Consider the following 24,134-nt stretch of genomic DNA (forward strand, 5'->3'; position numbering starts at 1 on the left):
GAGGCAGTAGAGATGAAAAAAATACTCATTCTTGGTGTTAATGGTTTTATTGGTCACCACCTTTCGAAGCGCATTCTTGAGACAACCGATTGGGATGTCTACGGCATGGATATGCAAAACGATCGTCTTGGTGATTTAGTTAATCATCCTCGCATGCACTTCTTTGAAGGCGACATCACAATTAATAAAGAATGGGTTGAATATCACATTCGCAAATGCGATGTCATCTTGCCTTTAGTGGCGATTGCAACGCCAGCTACGTATGTTCAGCAACCACTCAAGGTATTTGAGCTCGACTTCGAAGCCAATCTCCCAATCGTGCGCTCTGCTGTTAAGTACAAAAAGCATTTGGTATTCCCATCAACTTCGGAAGTGTATGGAATGTGTGAGGATGGTGAATTTGATCCTACTAAATCCAATATGGTTTATGGCCCAATTAACAAGCCACGCTGGATCTATGCTTGCTCTAAGCAATTAATGGACCGTGTGATCTGGGGTTATGGCATGGAAGGATTGCGCTTTACTCTCTTCCGCCCATTTAACTGGATTGGCCCTGGCTTAGATAGCATCTATACACCTAAGGAAGGCTCTTCCCGTGTTGTGACTCAGTTCTTGGGTCACATCGTTCGCGGCGAATCCATCAATGTTGTGGACGGTGGTGCCCAGAAACGTGCCTTTACTTATATTGATGATGGTATCGATGCTTTGATGCGCATTATCGATAACAAAGATGGTGTTGCTAACGGCAAGATCTACAACATCGGCAATCCAAAGAACAATCACTCCATTCGCGAACTCGCTAATCAGATGCTGGAAATTGCTCGCAGTATTCCTGAGTATGCAAAGAATGCGAATGAAGTAAAGATTGTAGAAACTACATCTGGCGCTTACTACGGCGAAGGCTATCAAGACGTTCAAAATCGTGTTCCAGCAATAGATAACACGATGAGTGAACTAGGCTGGAAACCAACTACTACGATGTCTGATGCGCTCAAGAACATCTTTGAAGCCTATCGTGAAGACGTAGAAAAAGCCCGCACTTTAGTTGATAAAGAATAAGCGAAAGTAAATTCAAAGGTACATGGCTAAGATTGCTCTCAAGGTTGATGTTGATACCTTACGCGGAACCAAAGAAGGTGTTCCCAATCTAGCTCGCACTCTAGAGCGTTTTGGCCTTAAAGCCACCTTTCTATTTAGCCTTGGCCCTGACCATACAGGGTGGGCCTTAAAGCGCGTCTTCCGCCCTGGCTTTCTGAAAAAAGTTAGCCGCACTTCTGTTGTAGAGCACTACGGTATTAAGACGCTCTTATACGGCGTACTTCTTCCTGGCCCCGATATCGGCAAGAAAGCTGCTGCAGAAATGCGTGCCATTGATAAAGCAGGTCATGAGACAGGTATTCATACTTGGGATCATGTTGCTTGGCAAGATGCAGTTCGTAATCAAGATGCACCCTGGACAAAAGCAATGATGCAAAAAAGCTGGGATCGTTTTGTAGAAATCTTCGGTCATGCACCGGTAACCTATGGTGCAGCTGGTTGGCAAATGAACGATGCCGCCTTTGAGCAACTCGATCAATGGGGTATTGCCTACTCCTCTGATGGTAGAGCTGAACCCAATCTCATGCCTTATCGCCTTGCGCTGCCTTCAGGAAAAGCGAAGCATGTTCAGTACCCAACAACACTCCCGACCTTTGATGAACTTATTGGCATCGATGGCGCAGATGAATTTGGCGCAGTCAAAAAGTTATTAGAGATCACCCAAAGCAATCCAAATGACCAAGTCTTCACACTGCACGCTGAACTAGAGGGGCAAAAGCTATTGCCTGCGTTCGAGCAACTATTAGCTGGATGGCTAAATCAAGGCCACGACCTCGTCACCATGGGCGAGCTTCACAAATCCTGGGAAGCCACCAAGCAACTCGATAAAATAGCTGTACTACCGCTGACCTGGGGAGAGATACCCAATCGTAGCGGTGATTTAATCATTCAAAATAACTAATTAATTTAATAAGCATTAGAGACAACCAACGAAGGATCATCATGACAGTAGCTATCGGTAAACCCATGCCGCAGTGTGCGATTCCAGCAACCTCTGGATTAACATTTTCGCCTGATTCCGCGAAAGGCAAAAAACTGGTCCTCTACTTCTACCCTAAAGACATGACTCCAGGCTGCACAGCTGAGTCCGGAGAATTTAGAGACAATATTGAAGCATTCACCAAAGCCAATACTCTGGTGGTAGGCGTTTCACGAGATAGCCTCAAGTCACACGACAATTTCCGCAGCAAACTAGAACTCCCATTTGAGTTGGTTGCTGATACCGAAGAAACGCTTTGTCAGATCTTTGGCGTCATGAAAATGAAGAATATGTACGGCAAGCAAGTTCGTGGCGTCGAGCGCAGCACCTTCCTATTTGACTCATCCGGCAAACTAGCAAAAGAGTGGCGTGGCCTTAAGGTTCCGGGTCATGTGACAGAGGTGTTACAGACTGCTCAAGCCACTAAATAATTTTTACAATAATTTGATCTGAGGTGCTTGCAAACCCCAAAATTTGGGGTAAAGTGGTTCATATGCACCGTAAACGACGGGAAAGTCTGACAATCCGTTTGAATCAGAAGCCTGAATATCTCAGATCAGGTACGGGGAGTAACCCCCTCCGTTTTTCAGACCTTAATACAACCAGTTTCGTAATAAACCGTCAATGCAATCCGCTTGGCGGTTTTTTCTTTTAGGAGAGTCCATGCCACTGCCCCCAATCCCCACTCAAATTGCTGATCAAGTCAAACTCAGTCGCAAAGATACTCCCGACTTAAAGAAACGCCCTGCTCAAGCAAAACCGATGGTAGTGGAAGCCGTTGACTGGACCAACGACGCAGAGGAAGATTTATCCGCTGCAGAAGTAGCTCTCGAGAAGATCAAAGCAGATCATCGCCCCACTTCTAATGTGCGAAACGAAAGCAAGGCGCCTACACCAGCAAAACCTAAACGTGTAATTCGTACTGGACCGCCGAGCTTATTTGTTCTCGATACCAACGTATTGATGCATGATCCAAGTTCCTTGTTCCGCTTCTCTGAGCACGACCTATACCTGCCGATGACCACTCTAGAAGAGTTGGACAATCACAAGAAAGGCATGACTGAGGTAGCCCGCAATGCTCGTACTGTTAGCAGATCCCTGGATCAACTGATTGCTGGTACTAGTGGCACTCTGGATGAAGGCATCCCCCTAAATAAGCTGGGCAACCAAGATGTGACTGGGCGCCTCTTCTTCCAAACCAAATTCTCTACACAAGCATTACCTGAAGGCTTACCTGAAGGTAAGGGTGACAATATGATTTTGGCGGTAGTGAGTGAGCTGCAAAAAACTCGCAAAGGTCAAGAAGTAGTATTGGTATCCAAAGATATCAATATGCGCATCAAAGCCCGCGCACTTGGCTTACCGGCTGAAGATTATTTCAATGACCAAGTTTTAGAAGATCGCGACTTGATGTATGCCGGAGTCATGCAACTAAATGCCGACTTTTGGCCCAAACATGGCAAGGATATGGAAAGCTGGGCTGACTCTAAATCCGGCACGATGTTCTATCGAGTGACTGGACCTTCCGTACAAAGCATGTTGGTCAATCAGTTCGTCTATCAAGAAAATCCCGATGGTTCCACGCCTTTCTATGCTCAGGTTAGAGAAATTAATGGCAAGACTGCTCTCTTGCAAACACTCAGAGACTTCTCTCATCAGAAAAATAATGTTTGGAGTGTGACTGCACGTAACCGTGAGCAGAACTTTGCCATGAATCTGCTCATGAATCCGGATGTGGATTTTGTGACTTTATTGGGTCAAGCGGGAACTGGTAAAACCTTGCTAGCACTGGCTGCCGGCCTCGAGCAGGTCCTCGACAGCAAACGCTATAACGAGATCATCATTACACGTGCCACTGTCCCTGTAGGTGAAGATATCGGCTTCCTCCCAGGTACCGAAGAAGAAAAGATGCAACCTTGGATGGGTGCATTTGACGATAACCTCGAGGTATTACAGCGCAACGAAGATGGCGGCGCTGGTGAATGGGGTCGTGCTGCAACTCAAGAGTTAATTCGCTCCCGCATTAAAGTAAAGAGCATGAACTTTATGCGCGGCAGAACTTTTGTGAGTAAATTTGTGATCATCGATGAAGCGCAAAACTTAACCCCAAAACAAATGAAGACTTTGGTAACCCGTGCAGGCCCTGGAACCAAAATCATTTGCTTAGGTAATATCGCCCAGATTGATACGCCTTACTTAACAGAAGGTTCTTCCGGTTTAACTTATGTGGTGGACCGCTTCAAAGGCTGGCGTCACGGTGGTCATGTGACATTGGCTCGCGGTGAGCGCTCACGTCTTGCGGATCATGCTGCTGACGCACTCTAAGCAATCCCTCTCATGCCGCACTCTTTTAGGGTGCGGCATTTTTATTTGCAGCTTACTCATCCTAAGCGGATGCAGCACATTCGGCAGTAAATCGGGATCCTCTTCGAAAGTTTCTCAATTTAAGCAAGACACTAGCGTCGGCACTGAAGATATCTCCATTGCAGCCGTAGGCTTGGTGGATGTGCCCTATCGCTATGGTGGCAATACCCCAAAGGGTGGTTTTGATTGCAGCGGTCTGATTGTGTATGTCTATAACAAAGCGGCTGGGGTAAAACTACCGCGCACGATTCAATTGATGAGCACCAAAGGTAGAAGCATTGAAGGGCAGCCTCCCGCACCAGGTGATTTAGTGTTCTTTAACACTACCGGTGAAAAATATTCCCATGCCGGAATCTATGTTGGGCAAGGCAGGTTTGTTCATGCCCCTAGTGCCGGTGGCACTGTGCGATTAGACTACATCACATCACCCTATTGGGCAGCTAAATTTACTGAAGCACGTCGTATGGTGCCCTGATATTGACATTCTTTAGGGTTAATAGCACTTTCCCCATGTTTCCTAATATCTTAATTTAGATTACAGTATTTTATTAAGTAGTCCACGAACTGAAGTACTCACAATTGGAGATGTCATGAAAAAAATCATCATCGCTTTAAGTATTGCATTTAGTTTTGCACTCTCTACTTCTGCTTTCGCTGACCAAGCGGCTTGCGAAGCTAAAGCAGTAAGCAAAGAAGGTAAGCCCCTCTATGGCGCAGCTAAAGATGCTTCCATTAAAAAATGCATGGGCGGAGCTCAAGCAAATGAATGTGAAGCTAAAGCAATTAGCAAAGATGGCAAACCACTTTATGGCGCAGCTAAAGCTGCTTCAATCAAGAAATGTGAAGGCGGTAAATAAGCTTTATCAATTCAGCTTAATTGCCGAATAAAAAAAGCCTCACAGTGTGAGGCTTTTTCTTTGGGCAATTTGTTTTCTTATTTGGATTTAAAAAGGCTCGTATCCACCAGAAGAGTAACCAACAGAGCCCATCGCTAAGTTATCAAACTTGGTATACGGACCTTGCCAGCTTAAGCGCACAGTTCCAATCGGACCGTTACGTTGTTTACCAATGATAATCTCAGCCATACCTTTATCGGTGGTAGTGTCCGGGTGATAAACCTCATCACGATAGATGAACATAATTAAGTCGGCATCTTGCTCGATAGCACCTGACTCACGTAAGTCAGACATGATTGGACGCTTATTAGGACGTTGCTCAAGACCACGATTTAACTGGGAGAGCGCCACTACAGGACACTGCAATTCTTTTGCGAGTGACTTGAGTGAGCGGGAGATTTCTGAAATCTCGGTTGCGCGGTTTTCAGAACCAGAGCCACTCATCAACTGCAAGTAGTCAATTACTACTAGACCAAGGGTGCCACCAAAGTTTCTGGCAATGCGACGTGCGCGTGCACGCAACTCTAAGCTTGATAAAGAACCAGTCTCATCAATCAGAATTTGGGTATTACTTAAGCGAGCAATTGCATCTGTGACGCGTGGCCACTCATCGTCTTGCAGCTTACCAGTACGCATACGACCTTGGTCTACGCGCCCTACTGATCCAAGCAAACGGGCAGCCAATTGCTCACCCGACATCTCCATAGAGAACACCACAACAGGCAAGCCTTCAGCAAGCGCAACGTTCTCGGCGATATTTAATGCAAATGCAGTGTTGTGAGTAACGACATAATCATTCGTTACGTAAGTTCTTTGGGGGTGACTAACTGAAATACATTGCGCTTGAGACATTCTGGATGGCTCAATACTTTTAAATGAAAGTCTACGTTGGCGATCCCAGCTTGCTCTTAATCTTTCAGTCTTTTCGGGCAGAGTAAAAGCTTGAAAACCGGGACCAAAACTCATATTTAAAACATAAGATAAGCGGCCTTGCTTCTTTTCACCCTTGTAGGTGTAGCTTGATTTTTTCTGTGCTGTTGAGCAAAAGCCACCCAAAGACCTGGCTAAAGCCGCAACGTCTTCAGACAATTGCTTACTCGCCGTACAGAAACGAATAGAACCCCACTTCTCAATCCACCCATCGGCATCCATCAATCCCTGGAATAATGCGAGACGAGAAGTCTTGTTCGCCTCTAGATAAGTAGCAGGAATATATTTATCAAAACTTCTGCAGCCAAGAACACCTATATCCTGCAATGCAGATCTGAAATAATTTGTTGGAACTGCTTGACGTGCACCATTGGCTGCAATTCTAGCTTTAGAGACTATTCTCCAGTCATATGCATTAGCATGCACCAACTGCATCTCATAGTTCGCAAGCAAATTCATGCGTTCTACAAGCTCAGGTGACTTAGTTGAAAACATAACTGATCCATGAGAAAGGGCTAGAGTGCCATCACCTAGCAACGCACCTAAAACCCATGGATGAATTGGCAATGCATTCGAGTGGCCAAAGTCACCCGAAACAGGATCAATCCACAATCTATTTTTATATCGAACACATTGCAGCATTTCCATTAATCGGGTGGTATTGACAACGCGTGGCTCGGACCAATCGCGATACATCACCCGCCAGAGATGCTCATCACAACACTCAGCTTGACGACCATCAGAAAATGTAACTTTGTATATCTGCTTAAGACCTTGCGGATAAATACCGGTAACCATTGAATGCTGGCCATCAACGGAAGCCAGGCGATCGCCAAAACGCAAATCACCCATCAACTTCCAGCCATCAACCGTTTTCACTTTTGCATCTAGAGGCTGAGCTTTACCCATAGAAGGACGACCCGCAACAATCACTAAGTCACCTTTTTGCAGGCCGCTAGTTTGCTTATCTAAATCTATGAAGCCAGTTGCAATACCGGTGATGTCGCTTCCACCTTGGCGGTTATAGAGCTCATCAATGCGGGCAACAACAGCCTTCAGCAAAGGTTCAATCTCTAGATAGTCGGCTTTGCGACTACCTTCTTCGCCAATCTGAAGAATGCGTGACTCAGCTTCATCCAACAGCGTTCTAACAGTACGTCCCTCAGGAACAAATGCTGAATTAACAATGCTGTCAGAAACTTCGATCAGGCGACGCAAAATACTGCGGTCACGAACAATATCGGCATAGCCTTTAATGTTCGCTGCACTGGGAGTGTTTTGCGCTAATGAATTTAGGTAATCAATACCAACCAAATCACCACCCTGCTCAGATTTAATTGCATCATGAACAGTAATGACGTCAGCGGGATGATTGTCGCCAACCAAACGAGCAATCGCTTTGTAGATCAAAGCATGTTCGGGGCGATAGAAATCTTTATCGTTTAATACTCCACCCAGGTTATCCCAAGAGGAGTTATCGATCAGTAGACCGCCGAGCAAAGATTGCTCGGCTTCTACAGAATGCGGCGGAACTTTTAAAGCCTGCACGACTGCATCCCCAGAACCCATCATGCCGGGATTCAGCGTAACGGAACGTGAACGGGATTCAGCCATGTGGCTTATTTACAGTTCTAAAACTTAAGCTTGCTCGCCAACTACACGAATAGTGATGTCTGCAACTACGTCGGTATGAACAGCAACCGCTACAGGGTGATCACCAACCATTTTCAATGGGCCAGTAGGCAAACGAACTGAAGACTTCTCAATTACAAAGCCTTTAGCTTTCAAGGCATCAGCGATGTCATGATTGGTTACAGAACCAAACAAACGACCGTCAACACCTGCTTTTTGACCGATTTCAAGAACCAAATCTTTGAGCTTGATGCCAACTGCTTCAGCGGCAGCCAATTTCTCAGCAGCTAATTTCTCCAACTCAGCACGACGAACTGCAAAGTCAGCAATCGCTGCTTCAGTTGCACGACGCGCTTTACGTTGTGGGATTAAAAAGTTACGAGCGAAACCGTCTTTAACGCGAACTACGTCGCCAAGGTTGCCCAGGTTAGTTACTTTTTCTAAAAGAATGATTTGCATTGAGGGCTCCCAATTATTTCTTATGTTGATCGGAGAATGGCAATAAAGCCAAGTAACGAGCACGCTTAATAGCAGTGTCTAACTGACGCTGATATTTAGCTTTTGTGCCTGTCAAACGAGCAGGAGTGATCTTGGCGTTTTCGCCAATGAAGTCCTTCAATGTATCTACATCTTTGTAATCAATCTGTTCTACACCAGCAACAGTGAAACGGCAATAACGCTTACGCTTGAACAATGGGTTCTGAGCTGGTTTCTTTTTGAAATCGGGTTTCTTTCCAAACGCCATGATGATTTCCTCTTTAATTTTTCAATTGAATATGGGTAATATGGAAAACAAGTCTTTGATTACGTAGAGTCTTGGGTGCTAAGAATCCCTCAAACACTGCCTCAGTTCCTAAATCCATTCGCTCTAAGTCCTTTTGTATTGGACCGATTGTGATGGCTTCAACGTTCATCTGAATTTTCCTTGCCACTCCTACCTCGTTTGCTTGGCCGCTATGTTCTAGCTGGCAATGCATCACCGGTATTCCTGCTGGTGTAAATCGAATTGCGTCTTTGGATACCAAGATTGCAGTGAGGGTGAAATGATTCAACGCCGCTCCGCTTCTCTCATACGTTTTCTAGTCTGTGTATTCCTCTTCAAATTTTTAACTTAGGCTGCCGCTACTGGAGCGTCGGCTTGAGCTGATTTGCGTGCTTCTTCACGTTGCACTTCTTTCATCATGATGGAAGGCTCTGTTTCAGCTTTCTTAGTCTTGATGATGAGGTGACGCAAAACAGCATCGTTAAATTTGAACGCATGCTCGAGCTCTTCCAGAGTTTTCTGGTCGCACTCAATGTTCATGCAAACGTAATGGGCTTTAGCAAGCTTGTCGATCATGTAAGCCATCTGACGACGACCCCAATCTTCCATACGATGTATTTTGCCGCCCGCAGCTGCTAATGTAGCTTTGTAACGATCGATCATCGCTGGCACTTGCTCGCTTTGGTCCGGATGGACGATAAAGACGATTTCATAATGACGCATCTAACACTCCTTAAGGATAGAGTCACCTGGGCGTCTTGCTAAGTTCTGATGGTTGTGAACTCAGCGCCAGTGTGACAAGGTAGTAACAAATTGTAGGTACTGCTAACAACACTTTTACAACTGCTTTTCAGCACTTACCGTATTACAGGCAAGACCGCTATTCTAGCAAAAAAATCCTGCCAAGTCAGGGATTTACCAGCTATTTGAGCCTGTTTTTCGGCATTCAACGCTAGCTGGAGTGCAATTCTGGCCCTAGGAGCAGTAAGACTGCCTGATGCCAAACACCCGCCAATGTCCTTTTCAGGCAAATCGGACAGGGTTTCACCCGCGCCCGTTCTAGTAGTTCTCACCAAGGCAATTCCATGCTTTACTGCTGCCCCCAGGGGATCTCTCCACGCATCATGAAAGCCCCCCATACCCGAACCCGCAAGGACCAAGCCCTTTACTTTGGAGTTTAGCCAATGGGTAATCGTTTCTGAGCGAGCGCCTGCATGGCTCGTCAATATCTCTACCCAAGGCCATTCACCCTCCTTAGGAATAGGCAAATCCTCACTCCAAAGCGCCTGAACTGCCTTCACGCCCGACAACCAGGATGGATTAATCAACCCAACTGAGCTGCTAGGAGAAGCTTGGATGGGCGCATTGAGGGCGCTACCGTGGCGTTTTGCTAGGTCCATGGCCAAACAACCTCTGCCATCCATTACGGCATATATGCCGCCTGGGCAATCATCTAATGGGCTAGATGCCCAACGAATAGCGTCTAGCAAGTTGGATGGGCCATCCGCCTTAGGTGCATTGGACGGCAACATGGCGCCAGTCAAGATGACTCTTTTGCCTAAATTTTGAGCATATTTACCGCAAGTCAGCTGCAAAAAGACACCCGTCTCCTCAATCGTGTCAGTTCCGTGAGTGACCACTATGCCTTTAACCAAGGTATTAGCAAGGGCCTCTCTCACAGTTTCACCCAAAATTGTTAATAAGGGCTCTGTCAGATTGCGACTATTGATGTTGGCAACCTGCCTTGAAACTAAGCTAATGCCTTCTGGAACGGCAGATTGAATATGGGCAAGCAAAGAGGAAACCTCGACCTGGCCAGCTTCATATTGCAGAGGTTTATCTGCTGGGCTCGGTGCCAAGCCGGCGATCGTGCCACCCATACCCAACACTAAAATGTGGGGTGAGGTTTCAGGAGTATTTTGTTGAGAGCTCATACCCCATTATCCCCCTTAAATAGCTTGATCTATCAAATACTGCTGTATACAATCCCAGTATGGACATAAACACAGTCGATTTTCCGGAGGGGCTGACTGCCCTCCCCAAGCTCACTCCACGTCAGAATGAGATTTTGGAGTTGATTACTAAGGCCATCGATGAAAGTGGTCTGCCGCCAACCCGTGCAGAGATAGCCACCCAACTCGGATTTGCCTCTGCCAATGCTGCCGAAGAACATCTGCGCGCACTTGCCAAAAAAGGTTATATCGAATTAACGCCCGGCACTTCACGCGGCATTCGGATTCCGCAACGATTTAATCAATCGCACAATAGCAATAAATACCGCCAGCTTTCTTTACCGTCAGGCGCATTACAACAACTCACGTTGCCATTAATTGGTCGTGTTGCCGCTGGATCCCCAATCATGGCTGTGGAACATATTGAAAAGCATGTTCCGGTTGATCCAAATTTATTTAGCAAAGGTGCTGATTACTTATTAAAAGTAAAAGGCATGAGTATGCGCGATGCCGGCATTCTGGATGGCGATTATTTAGCCGTAAGAAAGACAACCGAAGTTCGCAACGGTGACATTGTTGTTGCTCGCCTTGATGATGAAGTGACTGTGAAGCGTTGGCAACAAAAGAAAACTGCGAACGGCATGGTCATCGAATTGCAAGCAGAGAACCCAGACTTCAAAAACATTTTGGTTGACGATCGTCAGCCCAACTTTGCCATTGAAGGCCAGGCAGTTGGCTTGATAAGGGCTGAAGGGCTTTAAGCTCAAGCCCCTAAAGCAAAAGGCCTCTTGGTTAGAGGCCTTTTTTATTTACTACGTTACCCAGTCAAATCATTTACGAGTTGGAGCAACTACGTTTGCGTTCTTTGGTGAAGAGGTCACGATGATGACTGACTTAGGACCGCCAAGAGATCCATCCACGATTTCAACAGTAGCAGTTCTATCGCCTTTAGTGAAAACCAAAATACTCGTTTTTGCTTTCACAGCAGTCACTATTGTCCAGCCACCCTTTGGATATTCTGATTGGAAAAATGCGTAGACATCAGTTGCACCTTGAAGTGCATTGACTACCGCTCTACCAACCCATTCGTTGCCACGGCCAATAATGATGGAATCACCACCAGACAGTCGTGCGCCTTGCGGTAAAGGCATGTCACCCAAAAGTTGGGACTGCACCTCTTGAATCTCTTCTGCTGTACCAGTGGGAGAATCTCCCGAACTAGCGCATGCACCCAAGAGTGCTGATAAAAATAATGCGAGGGCACTGATTTTCAAAGTTTGAATTGTGATCATGTGGGTTGTGCTTGATTAAGGTGGTTGACACTTTTTACTTACGATAGTTAAAAGTATTTTAGGTGATGCACCTAATTCGTCAAGACAAATTACTGGAGGCGCGTGAGGGAATCGAACCCCCGTACGAAGCTTTGCAGGCTCCTGCCTAACCACTCGGCCAACGCGCCATACTCTTGAATCAAAAATGGGAAGCTTTTGAGGGCTTCCCATCGAACTTGGAGCGGGAAAGGAGGTTCGAACTCCCGACCTATACCTTGGCAAGGTATCGCTCTACCAGCTGAGCTATTCCCGCATAACAGGGCAGTAGTTTAACAAACAATCTGCAAGAAAGCATTATTCCCAGCAAAACCTAAAAGCCAAGGGAATTCAATCCCCCTGAAAAGCTTAACTGGCTGGGCTTTACAACACTTAGTCTATTTTTCCGGCGAGCTGAGGCAAGGCCTTTTTCATGTAATAGAACATCGACCAAAGCGTTAAAAAGGAGGCAATCCAAATTAACCAGGTACCTACTTGCGCACAATTTAACCAACCAAATAAGGTGTCATTGAGCAATAAAAAGGGAATGGCTACGAGTTGAGCAGTCGTTTTGAGCTTACCAACCATATGAACTGCCACACTTTTTCCGGCTCCCAATAAAGCCATCCACTCTCTCAGGGCGGAGATCGTGATTTCACGACCAATGATGATGAGTGCAACCCAAACTTGAACGCGATCCATATTCAATAAAACCAATAGTGCAGCTGCAACAATCAGCTTGTCTGCAACCGGATCTAAAAATTGGCCAAATGCAGACTCTTGTTTTAAACGGCGGGCCAAGAAACCATCCAACCAATCAGTAATGGCAGCAGAGATAAAGATGATTGCTGCAATCAGATTCTTATCAAACGGAGTAAGCCAAGAATTGGGAAGATAAAAAATAGCTACCAACAGCGGAATCGCTGCAACACGCAACCAGGTTAGAGCGATCGGAAGATTAAAAGGCATTGGATAAGCATAAACCAAGAACGGTCAATGCTCCTAGTGAAGCTGACGATATATCTGTTCAGCGAGCGTTAAGGAGACACCCTCAACACTGGCAATCTCTTCGATACTGGCATTAGAGACGCCCTTTAAGCCGCCAAAACGAGCCAACAACTTTTGACGTCGCTTGGCACCAATGCCCTCAATCTCCTCTAGACGGGAGATTGTCCTAGCCTTAGCGCGTTTAGCTCGCATGCCAGTAATCGCAAAGCGGTGCGCCTCATCCCGTATCTGAGCTACTAATAGCAATGCCGCACTATCTATACCCAACTCCAACGCCTTACGTCCATCTGCAAAAATGAGTGTTTCCAGTCCAACCTTACGGCCTTCACCCTTAGCAACGCCCACAATCAAACCAACATCCATGCCAAATTCAGAAAGAACTTGTCTTGCCGTTTCTACCTGGCCTTTGCCGCCGTCAATCAAAATCACTTGAGGAATCTTTTCAACAGGCAGTTCTTGAAAATTAGCGTAGCGTCTCTGCAAGACCTGGCGCATAGCTGCGTAATCATCACCTGGTGTGATGTCATTAATATTGAACCGTCGATACTCACTCGACTGCATTGCGTTTTTGGCATACACCACACAAGATGCTTGGGTTGCCTCACCAGAGGTGTGGCTAATATCAAAACATTCGATGCGCAGCTGCTCAAGACTTTCCAATTCGAGGCTCAAGATATCAGCCAATGCACGTGCCCTAGCCAACTGCCCACCCGTCTCAACTAAGCGTTTAGTAAGTGCAATCTTCGCGTTTCCCTCTGCCATTCCAAGCCAGTGACGTCTTTGACCTTGAGGTTGGTGCAAGAAAGTAATTTTTCTGCCAGCTTGTGCATTTAATAACTCGTGTAAATCTTCTGGGGGAGATTCATTGAGTTGAGTCAAATCATCACTTGCTGATTGCAGGGCATGATTTAGTACGAGAACCGGTGGAATTAAATTCGCAGCAGTCTCATCGGCATGCTCTTCTAAATAATGCTGAGTAATAAAGGCTTCTAGTATTTCTGCTGGGGATGGCAACTCGCCGGAAGTGGAGCGCAAACCTTTAGGGAAATAGGCTCTATCACCCAAGTGACGGCCGCCACGAATCATAGCTAAGTTCACACAAACCATACCCTCCATTTGTGCTACAGCGATCACATCCACATCACCCTCACCTTCGGCAACGGTATCCATCGACTGTTGCTGCAAGACACTAGATAAGTCAGCAATGCGATCTCGCAACACCGCAGCCATCTCAAACTCCATTGCTTGGCTATGCTTGTGCATTTCTTTTTCAAGCTCGGATAACACTCGGCTGTGATCACCCTCTAAAAAGCGGGTAGCTTGAGCAACATCTTGCCCATACTGCTCAACACTAAGGCGACCGACGCATGGGGCACTGCAGCGATGAATCTGATGCAAGAGGCAAGGACGGCTGCGATTCTTGAAAACAGAATCCTCGCAAGTTCTTAAGCGGAATACTTTTTGAAGAATCTGCACGCTATTGCGCACTGCCCAGCTATTCGGAAATGGTCCAAAGTAATGATTGCGCTTATCCACTTTTCCTCGGTACGAGGCTAGCCTTGGGAACTGATGCCCAGTTAACATCACATAGGGGTAAGACTTGTCATCACGAAAGAGAATATTGAATGGGGGAGCCAACTCTTTAATAAGATTATTCTCTAGAATGAGGGCTTCCGTTTCAGTCCGTGTTACCGTTGTCTCATAGCGGGCAATTTTGCCCACCATCAGCTCGATACGCGGTGATAACTGGGTGCGCTGGAAATAACTAGAGACACGCTTTTTGAGGTTGCGCGCTTTGCCTACATACAGAATATGTCCCGCTTCATCAAAAAAGCGATATACCCCCGGTAATCCGGGTAGCCGTTTAACATCCTGCTGAAGGGTTTCAAAAAGCGAATTACTCATGCGTTGGGATATTTTCTGCCAAATCGTCGATAACTATGGTGATGCCGGTGTTTGCTGGCGTCTAGCCCGAAGCTTATCAAGCATTCATGGGCAAGAGGTTCGTATTTTTTGCGATGATCTGCCAACCCTTAATTTACTCGCATCTGGAGTAGACCCATCCATTAAGCAAAAAATTGATATGCAGCCATGGGAGGCTAGCCATGCTAATGCTCGTCACCCAGTACAAATACCCGATGTTGTGATTGAGGCCTTTGGCTGTGAATTACCAGAACGTTACTTGGCAGGCCTATTTATCGCCCCGGTCAAACCTATCATCATTAACTTGGAATACTTGAGCGCAGAGCCCTGGGTAATTGATTTTCATGGTAAAGCGTCACCTCAGTCACACGGCATTCCGAAATATTTTTTCTTTCCCGGCTTTCAGGATGAGGTGGGTGGGCTATTGCTGGACCCCATTCCAGCAGAAGGTCATCTTGTGGCAAAAAATATTCCTGACGATCTGAAGGCTACATGGTCCAAGTTACGTCCTGGTGCAAAACGGATCAGCATCTTTTGCTACCCAGGTGCGCCACTTAAAAAATGGCTAGCTGACTTAGGTCGTCTTGGTGAAGATGTTGATGTCTTGCTTGCCCATGGTCATGCTGAGCAACTCAGTCTTTATGGAGAGCACCCCATCTCTCTACCCAACAATCTCCAACTGCTCTCAATGCCATTTGTATCTCAGGATGAATATGACTGGGCGCTATCGCAATGCGACTTCAACATTGTTCGAGGGGAAGACTCTTTTGTACGCGCTCAACTTGCTGGCAAACCATTTATTTGGCATATCTACCCTCAAGAAGACCGCGCCCATGAAGTGAAATTAGCAGCTTTTCTGGATCTCTATCTGGAAGAGGCCAACCAAGAATTGAGGCTAGCTACGATTGCCGCCATGACTTGGGCTATGCCCAGCGAATGGTTTAGGGACTTAAACCGCTGGAATGCGCATGCCAAGCACTGGCGCACCCATTTACTTGAAAAACAAGCAGATGGCGGCTTGCCAGCGCGTTTAATCCGCTTTGTCGCCTAATCCCAAGCAATAAAGGCTTGCGGGCGGTTACAATCTTGTTTTTGATAAAAACCGCAGAAAATTAGCTCTGCCCCCAGGAATAGCAAGATGAAAACAGCACAAGAACTCCGCGTTGGTAACGTAGTGATGATCGGCACCGATGCCCAGGTCGTTTTAAAGGCCGAATATAGCCGCTCTGGCCGCAACTCCTCTGTTGTGAAAATGAAATTTAAGAATTTGTTAACCGGCGCGCCAAACGAAGGTGTTTACAAGGCGGATGACAAATTTGATGTTGTGATTCTCGATAAGAAAGAATGCACTTACTCTTATTTCGCAGATCCGATGTATGTGTTTATGGATACTGAATACAACCAGTACGAGGTTGAAGCTGAGTTCATGGGTGATGCATTGAACTACCTTGAAGAAAGCATGCCATGCGAAGTGGTGTTCTACGAAGGTAAAGCACTCTCAGTAGCAATGCCTAACTCATTGGTTCGTGAAATCATTTACACAGAGCCAGCAGTTAAAGGTGATACCAGCTCAGGTAAGGTATTGAAGAACGCAAAATTAGCAACTGGCTATGAATTGCAAGTTCCTTTGTTCTGCAACACTGGTGACAAGATCGAGATCGATACTCGCACCGGCGAATATCGTAGCCGCGCTAACTAATTAGCTGGCTACAGATGTTAAAAAGCCCGGCATGCCGGGCTTTTTTATTTCTACAAATGAATTTAACTTACTCAGCAATCAAACCTAACTGCACAAGCAGGCCTTTAGCGTGCTGGTACTGAGCCTCGTTCTGCAATTCACTCCATATTGGCGCTGGCGCTAAAGGCATCAGACGATTTAAACGTGTTGCAGATTCAGATTGCTTTGTTTTTGAGACTTTTAATTTTGAGAGTAGTTGATCAGCAAGGTCTGGACGATTACAGATCAATACCGCATCGCAACCAGCATCTAGAGCCATTTCTGCACCCTTGACTACCGACCCTGCAACACTTGCGCCTTCCATAGAGAGATCATCACTAAAGATCACACCTTCAAAGCCTAATTCTTGACGCAAGATGGAATGGAGCCAAATCTTTGAAAATCCTGCTGGGTTCTTATCTACCTTTGGATAAATTACATGTGCAGGCATTACTGATGCCAGACTTAGATCTAACCACTCGTAAGGCTTGGCATCATCATTCAAGATTTCTTTTAAAGGACGCTCATCCACTGGGATGGCCACGTGTGAATCAGCCTCAGCCCAGCCATGCCCAGGGAAATGCTTGCCGCAGTTGGCCATGCCAGCAAGACGCAAACCTTCGTTCAAACTTTTCGACAAAGCAAAGACTATTTGTGGATCACGACTAAAAGATCGATCGCCAATCACGCCGCTTCTGCCAAAATCTAAATCCAGCACCGGAGTAAAACTGAAGTCAACTCCACAAGCACGCAGTTCAGTAGCAAGCACATATCCACAAGCTGTTGCTGCAGCCATTGCGATAGCAGCAGATTCTGCAGCATGAGTTGATTTATTTTTAGCACTCCACAATTCACCCAATTTACGCATAGCTGGTAAGTGGGTAAAGCCGTCTGTTCTTGCACGCTGCACTCGACCACCCTCATGATCAATGGATATAAGCACATCAGGGCGCAGCTTCTTAATGGCAGCAGTTAATTTAATGAGCTGCTGACGATTAGTAAAGTTTCTACCGAATAAAATAACGCCACCAGTCAGGGGATGCAAGATGCGTCGACGATCCTCGGCATTTAATTCCAGACCAACTACATCCAGAGTGACTGGGCCGGGGGCCATGGTTGACTTACTCATTTCTTCCTCTATTTCAACTGTATTTTTTATTTACTTTTGAGTAACGATGACATGCGCAATTGCCATATCCTGTTCATCACTCACAGTAACGTGAGCTTCCCAATTTTTTTCTATCATAAATAGCGCCAAAGCTCCTAAGTAAGAAGTAATTGGTTTGCCACTAGGCTCATTTAGGGTTTGGAGTGAACGCCAAGTCATAGGCATTCTCATTCCCAAACCAATCGCTTTTGAGAAGGCTTCCTTGGCAGCAAAACGGGTAGCTAAGAACGCAATCCCGCGCTTATGGTTTCTGGCAAGGCGGTGCTTAAACACCAACATTTCATCTGGCCCCAGAATTTTTTCAGCCAGGCGGCCATTGGTGCGATCGTATGCCGCCTGTAAGCGCTCAATCTGCAGAATGTCTGTGCCTATGCCGATGATCATATTTACTGTAATGGCTTTTTGTTATTTGCCGTTATTAATACTTAAGCACTGGCTCTGCCCTGATCCATCAAGGCTTTCATATCGATGATTGCTTTTTGCCAACCCTTAAATAAGGCCTCAGCAACAATAGCATGGCCAATATTGAGTTCAGATAATTCAGCAATGGCGGCTACTGGTTTGACATTGCCCTCATGCAAACCATGACCCGCATTGACTCTGAGCCCAATACTTTTCCCAAAGATTGCAGCCTTACGAATACGCTCTAACTCTTTAGCCTGGTCGACGCCAGATAAATCGGCGTAACGACCGGTATGCAATTCCACTACAGTTGCACCAACTTCTTTAGCTGCTTGAATTTGTTTTTCTTCTGGATCAATAAATAGAGATACCCGAATACCAGCATCAACTAATTTTTTTGTGGCAGCCCTCACCGCCTCAAAATGCCCTAAGACATCCAAACCACCTTCTGTTGTGACTTCTTCACGTTTCTCTGGGACTAAACAGACGTCGTGCGGCTTTACTTGGCACGCAATATCAATCATCTCAGGCGTTACCGCACACTCTAAATTCATACGGGTTTTGATGAGCGGGCGAAGTGCCAGCAAGTCTGCATCTTTAATGTGGCGACGATCTTCTCGTAAATGCAGAGTAATTAAATCAGCGCCAGCCTCCTCAGCAAGGGCTGCTGCTCTCAGTGGATCAGGATAGACCGTACCCCTTGCATTACGCAAAGTGGCGACGTGATCGATATTGATACCTAGTTCAAGGCTTGGATGGCTGCTCATCTCTGTAGATTACTAGATTTTCTTCAGATCAATCAAAATTTGGCGAGTCGTCAATACCTGATCCTGCAAGTGCAGGCCAAGAAGAAAACGCATTAATTGCTTACTCTCAGAAAGAGTCTCAGGGTCTGAGAAATCTCCCGCTGCAATCGCCAAAAGGGATTTACCAGTAAGAACGGGCCAGTGCCCAGGATCATCGGCCTGAACAGGGCGTACCCCTCGCTCTGGTTGATAGACATATTGTTCTTGAGCTAGAGGCACTTCATTCGTTTCAACGCAGCGATCCAAGGCGGCTGCATACCCCGTCTCCTGCAGGAGTGATAACTCAAACGGACGCAAAATCTCTTCTAAGCCTTTAGACTCAAACTCCAGATTCGATAAAGCATTAATAGTCTCGGAATAGCGATCGTAGAGTTTTTCGTAATCATCTTCACGCGCTAAAAACTTGACGAGCAATTCATTGAGATAAAAGCCACAGAGCAAAGCATCGCCAACCAAAGAAGGCGTACCCCCCACCCATTCCGACTTCGTTAAAGTGCGGAGCTCTGATTTACCACTCCAAGAAACTAGTAGCGGTTGAAAGCGCTGCAATACCGGTCTTAGAGTGGAGTGTGGACGCTTAGCGCCCTTAGCAATCAAAGCCATGCGGCCATATTGCCGAGTAAAGACATCCAGAATTAAGCTGGTCTCTTTATAGGGAATGCTATGCAATACAAAAGCAGGCTCGTCAGCAATACGAATCGAGGCCATGAAACTTATTCCAGACCCTGAGCCCGCAATTCAGCACGATCATCCGCCCAGCCGCGCTTCACTTTGACCCAAGTCTCTAAAAAGACTTTGCCATCAAAGAGTTTTTCCATATCAATACGGGCATCTGTCGAAATCTTCTTGAGACGCTCACCCTTTTGACCAATGATCATTGCCTTGTGACTATCGCGATCAACCAAAATGGTTGCCGCAATACGACGCATCTTGCCATCCATCTTGAACTGGTCGATTACTACCGTGCTGGTGTAAGGCAGTTCTTCACCGGTAAAGCGGAATACTTTTTCACGCAGAATCTCAGCAGCTAAGAAGCGCTCGCTGCGATCGGTAATAGTGTCGCCATCATAGACAGCCTCAGCCTCAGGCAGGTAGCCCTCAAAAACATCTAACAATCTTTCAATATCACCAGGACTCTTGGCGCTCATCGGCACGATCTCAGCAAACTCACACTTCTGATCTTCATGGCCACCTAGTTCGCACCAAGGGCGAGCCATTTCTTTAATGAAGCTAAGGAGTGCTTGGTCACGTTCTGATGGAGTCTGAAAGCGACTATTAAACAAATCTAATTTATTTAAAACCAGTACAACCGGCAAGTCATCTGGCAGTAGCTTTAATACCTTTTTATCATCTTCACCAAAGTACCCAGCCTCAACCACGAAGCAAGCGACATTCACGTCCTGTAAGGCAGTGGTGACAGTACGATTTAACGCCTTGTTTAATGTATTCATTAAACGCGTCTGAAAGCCTGGGGTATCGATAAAGATAAACTGCGCTTCTTCGCGATTCTGAATTCCCAAAATACGATGGCGTGTAGTTTGCGCCTTACGAGAGGTAATGCTGATCTTCTGACCAACCAACGCATTCAGAAGAGTTGATTTACCCATATTAGGACGCCCAACAATGGCGATGGTGCCGCATCTAAACACGATTAGCCCTTCAGCTTAAGATTGAACTGCTCTTCGGTCACTTCTTTTTTGGCTGCCTTCTTTTTAGCCGACCGAGTCTTCTTGGGTTTACGAGATTCTTGCGGCAAAGCCTTGAGCATAGCAATCAAGGCTAACTTTGCCGCGGCTTGCTCAGCAGCACGACGCGAAGCACCCTCACCTTTGACCGCCACTTTATGGCTAGGGATCAAGCACTCCACCTCAAACTGCTGGTTGTGTGCAGCACCAGTAGTGCCGGTAACGTTATAGGTCGGCAATGGCAATTGATAGCCTTGCAAGCATTCTTGCAATAAAGTTTTGTCGTCCTTACCTAAGGTTTTAGGATCTACGTTTGCCAAGATAATGGAATACAGCTTACGCAAACTGGCCTTAGCCGCTTCAAAACCACCATCCATAAAGATTGCGCCAGTCACTGCCTCTAAGGTATCAGCAAGAATAGAAGGGCGACGAAAGCCACCGCTCTTCAACTCACCTTCACCCAAGCGCAAGTAATCCGACAAGGATAAAGTTTGGGCAATTTCGTATAAAGCTTGTTGCTTTACTAAGTTTGCACGTACGCGAGAGAGGTCGCCCTCATCTAAGTCTGAATAACGCTCATAGAGCATTTCAGCAACAACGCAATTCAGAATAGAGTCCCCCAAAAATTCCAAGCGCTCGTTATTTTTCTTACTATGACTGCGATGAGTCAAGGCTTGATTTAGTAGCTCCGGCTTCTTGAAGGTATAGCCGAGGCGCTCTTGCAGCGGTCCAGTTTCGATAACGGCGCGCGCATTCATAATATTTACTCGAATCCGCCAATGCGGCCAAGATTACCCAGGTTCAACCACACAAAGAAGGCCTTACCGACAATGTTTTTATCCGGTACAAAGCCCCAATAACGTGAGTCTGCACTGTTGTCACGGTTATCGCCCATCGCGAAGTAATGCCCTGGAGGTACTTTGCAAGTCACGCCAGACTGCTGGTACTGGCAGAACTCAGAACCCGGAAAACGCTCAGTCGGAAATACAGTAGCCGGACGATCAGGGTCATTCAAGATGTCATGACGATTACCGCCCAAGTCTGCTGGGAAAGTCTCTGTGAAACGTTTGGCATAGCGCATATTCTCAGGATCGAGATACGGCTCGCCACCGCTATATTGCAGAGGCTGACCATTAATAGTCAGACGCTTATTTTCATAAGTGATTTCGTCACCTGGCAAGGCCACTATGCGCTTGATGTAATCCACCGATTCATCACGTGGATAGCGAAACACAACAACATCACCGCGTTTGGGTGAGCCCAAGTCAACGACTTTTTGATTGAGCACCGGTAAACGAATTCCATAGGTAAATTTATTAACCAAAATGAAGTCGCCGATTTGCAATGTAGGGATCATTGAGCCAGAAGGAATCTTAAAAGGCTCAGCGATAAAAGAGCGTAATACAAATACGGCACAAATTACTGGGAAGAAACCTGCTGTGTATTCAAGCCACAAAGGCATACGGTCAATACCAACCAAACGTCTTTGCGGGGCAAAGTGCAATTTGTCAGCAACCCAAGCGATTCCAGAAACAATCACCAATATAAAAAGGACTAAAGCAAAGTTCATTAATCCTCCACCTGCAGAATAGCCAAGAAGGCTTCTTGTGGAATTTCTACGTTACCGACTTGCTTCATACGCTTCTTACCTTCTTTTTGCTTCTCTAATAACTTACGCTTACGGGAAATGTCACCACCGTAGCACTTAGCCAAAACGTTTTTACGCAAAGCTTTGACGTTTTCACGCGCAACGATATTGCTACCAATTGCCGCCTGAATCGCTACATCAAACATTTGACGAGGAATAATGCCGCGCATCTTGGCAACTACTTCGCGCCCACGATGTTGGCTATTGCTTCTATGAACAATCACTGAGAGGGCATCAACCCGCTCACTATTAATGAGGATGTCGACCTTAACTACGTCTGCCGGGCGATATTCTTTGAACTCGTAATCCATTGAGGCATATCCGCGTGAGATGGATTTCATTTTGTCAAAGAAGTCCAAAACAATCTCGGCCATCGGCAACTCATAAGTGAGTTTGACCTGACGACCTAAGTAGTTCATGTCCATCTGAATGCCGCGCTTACCTACGCACAAAGTAATCATCGCCCCTACATACTCTTGCGGCATGTATAAATTGACCGTCACAATCGGCTCAAGAATGGTATTGATCTTGCTAGCCTCGGGCATCTTCGACGGGTTATCCACCATCATGAGCGTGCCATCAGACTGCTCCACTTGATACACCACCGTTGGAGCGGTCGTGATGAGATTCATGCCGTACTGACGCTCTAAACGCTCTTGCACAATCTCCATGTGGAGCAAACCCAAGAAGCCGCAGCGGAATCCAAAACCTAGAGCCTGTGAAACCTCTGGCTCATATAAGAGTGAGGCGTCATTTAACTTGAGCTTTTCAAGGGACTCGCGCAGCTGATCGTATTCACTCGCCTCTACTGGATATAAGCCAGCAAAAACTTGGGGCTTCACTTCTTTAAAACCAGGTAGTGGCTCAGCCGCAGGAACGCGCCCTTGCTGCCCAGGAGTATGTGTCACGGTGTCGCCAACCTTGGCAGCTTTTAATTCTTTAATGCCGGCAATCACAAAACCCACTTGACCAGCAGATAGCTCTGGACGATCTAATGACTTCGGACTAAACACGCCTACATGCTCGACTAAATGGCTTGAACCATTAGCCATCAAGGTAATTTTTTCTTTTGGTTTTAGAGTGCCATTCACAACGCGCACCAACATGACAACGCCTACATAATTGTCAAACCAGGAGTCAATAATCAAGGCTTGCAATGGATCCTCTGCATTACCCTTTGGCGGCGGCACTCTGGCGATCATTTCCTCGATGACATCTGCAACACCCAAACCTGTTTTGGCTGAGCAGGTGACGGCCTCAGAAGCATCGATACCAATGACGTCTTCAATTTCTTTTTTAGCACGCTCAGGATCGGCTTGAGGTAAGTCAATCTTATTGAGCACTGGTACAACCTCAACGCCCAACTCAAGCGCCATGTAACAGTTGGCAACTGTTTGCGCCTCAACACCTTGACTGGCATCTACGACTAACAAGGCACCTTCACAGGCAGACAAAGAGCGACTGACCTCATAAGAGAAGTCAACGTGTCCTGGGGTGTCAATCAGGTTGATGTGGTAAATCTTGCCGTCTTTGGCTTTGTAATTTAACGCTGCGGTTTGCGCCTTAATAGTGATGCCGCGCTCACGCTCAATATCCATTGAGTCTAGAACTTGGGCTTCCATTTCACGATCAGAGAGACCGCCGCAGAGTTGAATAATACGATCGGCAAGCGTCGATTTGCCGTGATCGATATGGGCGATGATAGAAAAATTGCGGATTAAATCCATAGCGTCTTAATAGGTCATTCAAAAAACGCCTTGTCAGAACGCACCACGATGATGCGCTGCAAAAAGTCGTCTTAAAGTGATTGTAATGGGTGGCGCCTAAAAGGCGCCAAACCCCTTTTTTAGACCCAA

At 46.3% G+C, this 24,134-nt stretch carries 25 protein-coding genes, 2 tRNA genes and 1 pseudogene; 9 read left to right on the forward strand and 19 right to left on the reverse strand.

Annotated elements, in window-relative coordinates; translation table 11 throughout:
* The first annotated feature begins 12 nt into the window (after window positions 1-12).
* The 6 genes and pseudogenes from VC182_RS01670 to VC182_RS01695 all read left to right on the forward strand — a co-directional run bounded on the left by VC182_RS01670 (window position 13) and on the right by VC182_RS01695 (window position 5,298).
* A complete protein-coding gene (locus tag VC182_RS01670; protein WP_323484282.1) occupies window positions 13-1,059 on the forward strand; it encodes a bifunctional UDP-4-keto-pentose/UDP-xylose synthase in 1,047 nt (348 codons plus the stop codon).
* Between the two features lie 22 nt (window positions 1,060-1,081).
* Complete coding sequence (locus VC182_RS01675) at window positions 1,082-1,999, forward strand: polysaccharide deacetylase family protein (RefSeq protein ID WP_323484283.1); 918 nt, start codon at window positions 1,082-1,084, stop codon at window positions 1,997-1,999.
* 41 nt (window positions 2,000-2,040) lie between these two features.
* Window positions 2,041-2,508 (forward strand): peroxiredoxin, encoded by a 468-nt coding sequence (locus tag VC182_RS01680; RefSeq protein WP_323484284.1) that lies wholly within the window; start codon window positions 2,041-2,043, stop codon window positions 2,506-2,508.
* A 232-nt stretch (window positions 2,509-2,740) separates the two neighbouring features.
* Window positions 2,741-4,402, forward strand: coding sequence for a PhoH family protein (locus tag VC182_RS01685; RefSeq protein WP_072583115.1), 1,662 nt, complete (start codon window positions 2,741-2,743; stop codon window positions 4,400-4,402).
* A 127-nt stretch (window positions 4,403-4,529) separates the two neighbouring features.
* A pseudogene (locus tag VC182_RS01690) lies at window positions 4,530-4,913 on the forward strand (C40 family peptidase); the annotation flags it as partial.
* A gap of 118 nt (window positions 4,914-5,031) precedes the next feature.
* Window positions 5,032-5,298: a hypothetical protein gene (locus VC182_RS01695; RefSeq protein ID WP_072583117.1), complete on the forward strand. Its 267-nt coding sequence runs from the start codon at window positions 5,032-5,034 to the stop codon at window positions 5,296-5,298.
* 87 nt (window positions 5,299-5,385) lie between these two features.
* Here the strand turns inward: VC182_RS01695 and dnaB are convergent, their stop codons facing one another.
* The 6 genes from dnaB to VC182_RS01725 all read right to left on the reverse strand — a co-directional run bounded on the left by dnaB (window position 5,386) and on the right by VC182_RS01725 (window position 10,596).
* Window positions 5,386-7,881: a replicative DNA helicase gene (gene dnaB / locus VC182_RS01700; protein ID WP_323484285.1), complete on the reverse strand. Its 2,496-nt coding sequence runs from the start codon at window positions 7,879-7,881 to the stop codon at window positions 5,386-5,388.
* 24 nt (window positions 7,882-7,905) lie between these two features.
* Window positions 7,906-8,358, reverse strand: coding sequence for a 50S ribosomal protein L9 (rplI, locus tag VC182_RS01705; RefSeq protein ID WP_215362772.1), 453 nt, complete (start codon window positions 8,356-8,358; stop codon window positions 7,906-7,908).
* 13 nt (window positions 8,359-8,371) lie between these two features.
* Entirely contained in the window at window positions 8,372-8,644 is a 273-nt protein-coding gene (rpsR, locus tag VC182_RS01710; protein WP_011902267.1) for a 30S ribosomal protein S18, read from the reverse strand.
* 13 nt (window positions 8,645-8,657) lie between these two features.
* Window positions 8,658-8,951 (reverse strand): primosomal replication protein N, encoded by a 294-nt coding sequence (gene priB, locus VC182_RS01715; protein ID WP_072583120.1) that lies wholly within the window; start codon window positions 8,949-8,951, stop codon window positions 8,658-8,660.
* Between the two features lie 59 nt (window positions 8,952-9,010).
* Window positions 9,011-9,385: a 30S ribosomal protein S6 gene (gene rpsF / locus VC182_RS01720; protein ID WP_215361101.1), complete on the reverse strand. Its 375-nt coding sequence runs from the start codon at window positions 9,383-9,385 to the stop codon at window positions 9,011-9,013.
* A gap of 134 nt (window positions 9,386-9,519) precedes the next feature.
* Entirely contained in the window at window positions 9,520-10,596 is a 1,077-nt protein-coding gene (locus VC182_RS01725; protein WP_216122118.1) for an asparaginase, read from the reverse strand.
* A 59-nt stretch (window positions 10,597-10,655) separates the two neighbouring features.
* On the opposite strand from VC182_RS01725, the gene lexA reads away from it, so the two are divergent.
* A complete protein-coding gene (gene lexA / locus VC182_RS01730; protein ID WP_216122116.1) occupies window positions 10,656-11,375 on the forward strand; it encodes a transcriptional repressor LexA in 720 nt (239 codons plus the stop codon).
* Between the two features lie 69 nt (window positions 11,376-11,444).
* On the opposite strand, the gene VC182_RS01735 is transcribed toward lexA, so the two are convergent.
* From VC182_RS01735 to uvrC, 5 genes are all read right to left on the reverse strand, one after another.
* Complete coding sequence (locus VC182_RS01735) at window positions 11,445-11,906, reverse strand: hypothetical protein (RefSeq protein ID WP_072583124.1); 462 nt, start codon at window positions 11,904-11,906, stop codon at window positions 11,445-11,447.
* 93 nt (window positions 11,907-11,999) lie between these two features.
* A tRNA-Cys gene (locus VC182_RS01740) sits at window positions 12,000-12,073 on the reverse strand.
* A 49-nt stretch (window positions 12,074-12,122) separates the two neighbouring features.
* Window positions 12,123-12,198: transfer RNA gene (locus VC182_RS01745), tRNA-Gly, on the reverse strand.
* Window positions 12,199-12,314: 116 nt separating this feature from the next.
* The gene (gene pgsA, locus VC182_RS01750) at window positions 12,315-12,890 is read right to left on the reverse strand and encodes a CDP-diacylglycerol--glycerol-3-phosphate 3-phosphatidyltransferase (protein ID WP_215359402.1); all 576 of its coding nucleotides are present in this window, start codon (window positions 12,888-12,890) and stop codon (window positions 12,315-12,317) included.
* 33 nt (window positions 12,891-12,923) lie between these two features.
* Window positions 12,924-14,834, reverse strand: coding sequence for an excinuclease ABC subunit UvrC (uvrC, locus tag VC182_RS01755; protein WP_216122114.1), 1,911 nt, complete (start codon window positions 14,832-14,834; stop codon window positions 12,924-12,926).
* On the opposite strand from uvrC, the gene earP reads away from it, so the two are divergent.
* Together earP and efp are read left to right on the forward strand one after the other, a co-directional pair.
* Window positions 14,833-15,903 carry an elongation factor P maturation arginine rhamnosyltransferase EarP gene (gene earP, locus VC182_RS01760; protein ID WP_323484286.1) on the forward strand — a complete coding sequence of 357 codons (1,071 nt, stop codon included), beginning with the start codon at window positions 14,833-14,835 and terminating at the stop codon, window positions 15,901-15,903. The genes uvrC and earP overlap by 2 nt on opposite strands.
* 87 nt (window positions 15,904-15,990) lie before the next feature.
* Window positions 15,991-16,551, forward strand: coding sequence for an elongation factor P (gene efp / locus VC182_RS01765; RefSeq protein ID WP_072583128.1), 561 nt, complete (start codon window positions 15,991-15,993; stop codon window positions 16,549-16,551).
* A 67-nt stretch (window positions 16,552-16,618) separates the two neighbouring features.
* On the opposite strand, the gene nagZ is transcribed toward efp, so the two are convergent.
* The 8 genes from nagZ to lepA are packed head-to-tail and all read right to left on the reverse strand — an operon-like array spanning window position 16,619 to window position 24,005.
* Window positions 16,619-17,698, reverse strand: coding sequence for a beta-N-acetylhexosaminidase (gene nagZ / locus VC182_RS01770; protein ID WP_323484287.1), 1,080 nt, complete (start codon window positions 17,696-17,698; stop codon window positions 16,619-16,621).
* Window positions 17,699-17,728: 30 nt separating this feature from the next.
* Window positions 17,729-18,121 carry a holo-ACP synthase gene (gene acpS / locus VC182_RS01775; protein ID WP_323484288.1) on the reverse strand — a complete coding sequence of 131 codons (393 nt, stop codon included), beginning with the start codon at window positions 18,119-18,121 and terminating at the stop codon, window positions 17,729-17,731.
* 41 nt (window positions 18,122-18,162) lie between these two features.
* A complete protein-coding gene (gene pdxJ, locus VC182_RS01780; protein ID WP_323484289.1) occupies window positions 18,163-18,906 on the reverse strand; it encodes a pyridoxine 5'-phosphate synthase in 744 nt (247 codons plus the stop codon).
* Window positions 18,907-18,918: 12 nt separating this feature from the next.
* Window positions 18,919-19,653 (reverse strand): DNA repair protein RecO, encoded by a 735-nt coding sequence (gene recO, locus VC182_RS01785; RefSeq protein ID WP_323484290.1) that lies wholly within the window; start codon window positions 19,651-19,653, stop codon window positions 18,919-18,921.
* 5 nt (window positions 19,654-19,658) lie between these two features.
* Window positions 19,659-20,552: a GTPase Era gene (gene era / locus VC182_RS01790; RefSeq protein WP_416350562.1), complete on the reverse strand. Its 894-nt coding sequence runs from the start codon at window positions 20,550-20,552 to the stop codon at window positions 19,659-19,661.
* Between the two features lie 44 nt (window positions 20,553-20,596).
* Window positions 20,597-21,388, reverse strand: coding sequence for a ribonuclease III (gene rnc / locus VC182_RS01795; protein WP_072583134.1), 792 nt, complete (start codon window positions 21,386-21,388; stop codon window positions 20,597-20,599).
* A gap of 5 nt (window positions 21,389-21,393) precedes the next feature.
* The gene (gene lepB, locus VC182_RS01800) at window positions 21,394-22,200 is read right to left on the reverse strand and encodes a signal peptidase I (RefSeq protein WP_072583135.1); all 807 of its coding nucleotides are present in this window, start codon (window positions 22,198-22,200) and stop codon (window positions 21,394-21,396) included.
* Entirely contained in the window at window positions 22,200-24,005 is a 1,806-nt protein-coding gene (gene lepA, locus VC182_RS01805; protein WP_072583136.1) for a translation elongation factor 4, read from the reverse strand. The genes lepB and lepA overlap by 1 nt, the downstream gene beginning before the upstream one ends.
* Window positions 24,006-24,134: the final 129 nt, after the last annotated feature.

This window comes from Polynucleobacter sp. AP-Nickl1-40-C4 (assembly GCF_035012665.1).
In the GTDB taxonomy this organism is placed as follows: domain Bacteria; phylum Pseudomonadota; class Gammaproteobacteria; order Burkholderiales; family Burkholderiaceae; genus Polynucleobacter.

Excerpts from the sequence above, each read along its gene's own strand:
- VC182_RS01670 (WP_323484282.1), top strand. The coding sequence starts at position 13 with ATGAAAAAAATACTCATTCTTGGTGTTAATGGTTTTATTGGTCACCAC.
- VC182_RS01675 (WP_323484283.1), top strand. The coding sequence starts at position 1,082 with ATGGCTAAGATTGCTCTCAAGGTTGATGTTGATACCTTACGCGGAACC.
- VC182_RS01680 (WP_323484284.1), top strand. The coding sequence starts at position 2,041 with ATGACAGTAGCTATCGGTAAACCCATGCCGCAGTGTGCGATTCCAGCA.
- VC182_RS01685 (WP_072583115.1), top strand. The coding sequence starts at position 2,741 with ATGCCACTGCCCCCAATCCCCACTCAAATTGCTGATCAAGTCAAACTC.
- VC182_RS01695 (WP_072583117.1), top strand. The coding sequence starts at position 5,032 with ATGAAAAAAATCATCATCGCTTTAAGTATTGCATTTAGTTTTGCACTC.
- dnaB (WP_323484285.1), bottom strand. The coding sequence starts at position 7,881 with ATGGCTGAATCCCGTTCACGTTCCGTTACGCTGAATCCCGGCATGATG.
- rplI (WP_215362772.1), bottom strand. The coding sequence starts at position 8,358 with ATGCAAATCATTCTTTTAGAAAAAGTAACTAACCTGGGCAACCTTGGC.
- rpsR (WP_011902267.1), bottom strand. The coding sequence starts at position 8,644 with ATGGCGTTTGGAAAGAAACCCGATTTCAAAAAGAAACCAGCTCAGAAC.
- rpsF (WP_215361101.1), bottom strand. The coding sequence starts at position 9,385 with ATGCGTCATTATGAAATCGTCTTTATCGTCCATCCGGACCAAAGCGAG.
- VC182_RS01725 (WP_216122118.1), bottom strand. The coding sequence starts at position 10,596 with ATGAGCTCTCAACAAAATACTCCTGAAACCTCACCCCACATTTTAGTG.
- lexA (WP_216122116.1), top strand. The coding sequence starts at position 10,656 with ATGGACATAAACACAGTCGATTTTCCGGAGGGGCTGACTGCCCTCCCC.
- VC182_RS01735 (WP_072583124.1), bottom strand. The coding sequence starts at position 11,906 with ATGATCACAATTCAAACTTTGAAAATCAGTGCCCTCGCATTATTTTTA.
- pgsA (WP_215359402.1), bottom strand. The coding sequence starts at position 12,890 with ATGCCTTTTAATCTTCCGATCGCTCTAACCTGGTTGCGTGTTGCAGCG.
- earP (WP_323484286.1), top strand. The coding sequence starts at position 14,833 with ATGCGTTGGGATATTTTCTGCCAAATCGTCGATAACTATGGTGATGCC.
- uvrC (WP_216122114.1), bottom strand. The coding sequence starts at position 14,834 with ATGAGTAATTCGCTTTTTGAAACCCTTCAGCAGGATGTTAAACGGCTA.
- efp (WP_072583128.1), top strand. The coding sequence starts at position 15,991 with ATGAAAACAGCACAAGAACTCCGCGTTGGTAACGTAGTGATGATCGGC.
- nagZ (WP_323484287.1), bottom strand. The coding sequence starts at position 17,698 with ATGAGTAAGTCAACCATGGCCCCCGGCCCAGTCACTCTGGATGTAGTT.
- acpS (WP_323484288.1), bottom strand. The coding sequence starts at position 18,121 with ATGATCATCGGCATAGGCACAGACATTCTGCAGATTGAGCGCTTACAG.
- pdxJ (WP_323484289.1), bottom strand. The coding sequence starts at position 18,906 with ATGAGCAGCCATCCAAGCCTTGAACTAGGTATCAATATCGATCACGTC.
- recO (WP_323484290.1), bottom strand. The coding sequence starts at position 19,653 with ATGGCCTCGATTCGTATTGCTGACGAGCCTGCTTTTGTATTGCATAGC.
- era (WP_416350562.1), bottom strand. The coding sequence starts at position 20,552 with ATGGGTAAATCAACTCTTCTGAATGCGTTGGTTGGTCAGAAGATCAGC.
- rnc (WP_072583134.1), bottom strand. The coding sequence starts at position 21,388 with ATGAATGCGCGCGCCGTTATCGAAACTGGACCGCTGCAAGAGCGCCTC.
- lepB (WP_072583135.1), bottom strand. The coding sequence starts at position 22,200 with ATGAACTTTGCTTTAGTCCTTTTTATATTGGTGATTGTTTCTGGAATC.
- lepA (WP_072583136.1), bottom strand. The coding sequence starts at position 24,005 with ATGGATTTAATCCGCAATTTTTCTATCATCGCCCATATCGATCACGGC.